The sequence below is a fragment of the Arachidicoccus sp. genome, from assembly GCF_050436765.1.
Classification (GTDB): Bacteria; Bacteroidota; Bacteroidia; order Chitinophagales; family Chitinophagaceae; genus Arachidicoccus.
The window spans coordinates 1,356-4,514 of the sequence record NZ_JBNQGD010000387.1 but is presented as its reverse complement, the minus strand read 5'-3'; the positions used below and the strand labels follow the sequence as shown (position 1 = coordinate 4,514).

The following is a 3,159-nucleotide window of genomic DNA, read 5'->3' as shown; positions in this document are numbered from 1 at the left end:
AACGTACCACTCGACACTGCTGACGGGCCAGGCCAGAATTAAAGAGCTATGTTGAACGCGGCCAAATTATTTTCAACAGTAACCAAAGATGCCTTTATCAGGACAGTTGCATTTGTTCCTCCTAATCTTATTCTTGCCCGGCTGGCTTCAACTCAGGATTATGTCGGGCAGTTGTTCTTTTTAACCGCTGCAGTAATAACACAGGTCACGGCGGCAAAAGTGTGCTTCCTGTTATTGCAACGAAGAAAAGAATTGATCACACTAAATCGCGTCATAGTGGTCGTATCTGCCTTAAGTACTTCGATATTGTCCTGGCATTATCTCACCGGCGGAAATGAATCCTTACTTCAACTTTCCGGACTTCCTGCAAGGTGCGCCTGCATCATACTTAGCGGGGTATACATGACCCTATTGTCCAATGTCCGGGTAGCTGAACTTCAGCAGCATATTTTGCGTTTAAGATGCAGGCAACTTCTTGGTGTAGCCCGGGGAGAACGCTATTATTTCGCTGCGATAGTTATGGGAACAGCTCTTTCAGGCTTGGTTTACATTAGCGTAGGTTACGTGTTACCAGTATTCCAACTTCCATTTTGTCATTTATTGAACATGTTAATTGGCGCCCTTCTGCTAATGGTTACTTTTAAGAGAGTTCTGCGCTTAGTCTTTCGATTACGAACTACGAGAAAAGTAATCGCAATTCATTCGCCCGAGTGTTAAATGTATGGGTTTGAAAAATTAAAAGCCGTAATGACCGGCGGATCTGATGCTTTAAAATCTGATTTGTCGCCGTCATTATAATGCTAAAATTGGTGAACTTTTGTGTGAAACTATTTTGTTGTACCACACAAAAGTTCCTTTAGTTTATAAACGGTTAATTTTCTTTCCGGATTACGTTAACAGATTCCAGTGGAGGTACAAGCCTTTTTTTCAGCAGGGCCATATCCGCGCCGACCTTAATATCCAAAATTTTAGCATAATGCTGTGTTGTCTGAATATTCGTATGGCCTAACATCTTAGACACACTTTCGATTGGCACTCCGTTCAAAAGCGTCACCGTCGTAGCAAATGTATGGCGGGCAATATGAAAGGTAATAGGCTTATTTATAGCGCATATATCAGCTATTTCTTTGAGATAGGCATTCATTTTCTGATTGCTTAATACGGGTAACACTTTGCCACTGCTCTCACATTGTGGGTGCTCGGCGTAGCGTTGTATCAAGGAAATGGCCGCTGGCAGTAAGGGAATACGTGATGGCGTATCGGTCTTTTGCCTTTTAATAGTAATCCATTTCTCACCATCAATTCCCGTTACTATATCCCATTTACGCAGCTTCTTTACATCTGCATAGGCTAATCCCGTAAAACAGCAGAACAAAAAAATATCGCGTACCTGTGTCAACCGGCCAGTTGCCAAATCCTTATCCGCTATTTCCTGTAACTCTTCGGTAGTTAGAAAAACTCGTTCAACCGTTTTGATCTTGTTTTTATAATTTAAAAATGGATCATAGGTTAGCCAGCGGTTAGCGATACAAATGCGGATGATCTTGCCGAAATTGCGAACGTATTTAACTGCCGAATTGTTAGCGCATTTACGTTCTGAGCGGAGGTAAAATTCAAAGTCCATCAAAAAGGCATGATCGATTTTTTTAATATCTATATCGGATAACTTATATTTCCATTTGAGGAAATTCGAAGTATGTTTTAAGGTGGTCTGATAGCGAGTTAATGTACCTTTAGTATACTCCTTGCCCACGAGGGCCTCTACTTTATGATTATGGTCTTTAAAGATTTCTATTAAAGCTCGTGGTTGTTCGCTTTTCCCCAAAAATTTATTACGGATGCTCTCCGCTGTGATCATTTCATCCGCTTCGGTCAGTTGGCTATGGGCTTCATAAACCTTTTTTTGCAGATCGTCTAAATAGGCATTGAGCGACCTCGTTACTTCTTTAGTGCCGTTGGCACGGACGGCATGGGCATTCCAGCGAGCTGGTTCACATTCGCGGCCTGTGGAATTTTCAGATCGCTTACCGTTAACGGTAATGCGCATGTAGATAGCGGCAGGGCCGGTTTTGTAGTTCTTTTGCTTTTTCAAATAGAAAAGCAGGCTAAAATTAGTTTTCATGTTTTTTAACATTAAAAAGTGAAACAAATTTAGCTTTGCAACTACCGTTAATCAAGATGTTCAGTCTCCGAACGTGCTGAATATCAGAAACTTATGCGTTATTCGGTGAGTAGGAACGCTTCCTAAAATTACTCACCGAATTAGGCCCTTTTTTGTAGGGAATTGGTGAATAAAATGGGGTTTTGACCCAAAAACAAAAGCCTGCAATAGTTTGATTTGCAGGCTTTTAATTTGTTTTGATATCAAAATTTGCGGAGAGTGAGGGATTTTATATAGTTGTTGATTATCAATTATTTATGAATATTTTTTGTTATAAGCGGGCAGAATGGCGGGCAAATATTTAAAATATTTATGGTTGTAAGTTCCATTTAATCTCTTTCAATCTATTTGCTACAATTTTTAAAGTTTTAAGAATTTCCAACTCTTCGGGAAGTTTACCAAAAACCAATTCGTCGAAACTTCCTGTGTAAACATTCTTTATTTTATTCCAAGTATCTTCCGGCTCGGAAAATACAATAGCCGTTGCAGGATGATTAGCCAACCATCTATTATTATTTTTGAAACTTACAATGTCATCGTTTGCCACGCGCAAAAGCATTGTTTCAAATTCATCTGATTGGAAGAACGAATAAAGATTATCGTCTTTCAACATAAGATGTATATCGTAAGTATGCCTGATTTTATTTCGCAAATCGCTAATCGGTTCTTGCGTTTGTGAGAAACGAACCAAGCTCATTATTTTTTCACACAAGGTTCTTTTTGGGTTTAAAGCCAGCACCTCAAATGGATTCATTCCATATTCATCAATGAGTGATTGTTGTCTGTTTTGCAACATCATTTCGTAAATGAAAGAACTTACTTGTGCTGTTCTGTAAGGCTCAAAATGCCCTAACCAAGTGGATTCCACAATAATAATATCCCTTACTTGTCCGAAATATCCTGTAAAAACCCGTTGATAATTATGTGCAGTTTTACGAATCATTCCCACTTTATTAGTGATGCCTTCAATTTCTATCTCGGGTAGAACTTCTGATACA

The 3,159-nt window shown here is 39.4% G+C and carries 3 protein-coding genes; 1 reads left to right on the top strand and 2 read right to left on the bottom strand.

The features are described from left to right. Positions 1 to 48 precede the first annotated feature (48 nt). Positions 49 to 717 (top strand): hypothetical protein, encoded by a 669-nt coding sequence (locus ACQR30_RS16315; RefSeq protein ID WP_429736822.1) that lies wholly within the window; start codon positions 49 to 51, stop codon positions 715 to 717. 154 nt (positions 718 to 871) lie between these two features. Here the strand turns inward: ACQR30_RS16315 and ACQR30_RS16310 are convergent, their stop codons facing one another. Continuing rightward, a complete protein-coding gene (locus tag ACQR30_RS16310) occupies positions 872 to 2,122 on the bottom strand; it encodes a site-specific integrase (protein ID WP_429736821.1) in 1,251 nt (416 codons plus the stop codon). 349 nt (positions 2,123 to 2,471) lie between these two features. Beyond that, positions 2,472 to 3,159 (bottom strand): nucleotidyl transferase AbiEii/AbiGii toxin family protein (locus ACQR30_RS16305; RefSeq protein ID WP_429736820.1); only part of this gene is annotated, 688 nt, incomplete at its 5' end.

Bases quoted from the DNA above. Each gene is read 5' to 3' on its own strand.
- ACQR30_RS16310 (WP_429736821.1), bottom strand. From the start codon at position 2,122: ATGAAAACTAATTTTAGCCTGCTTTTCTATTTGAAAAAGCAAAAGAAC.
- ACQR30_RS16315 (WP_429736822.1), top strand. From the start codon at position 49: ATGTTGAACGCGGCCAAATTATTTTCAACAGTAACCAAAGATGCCTTT.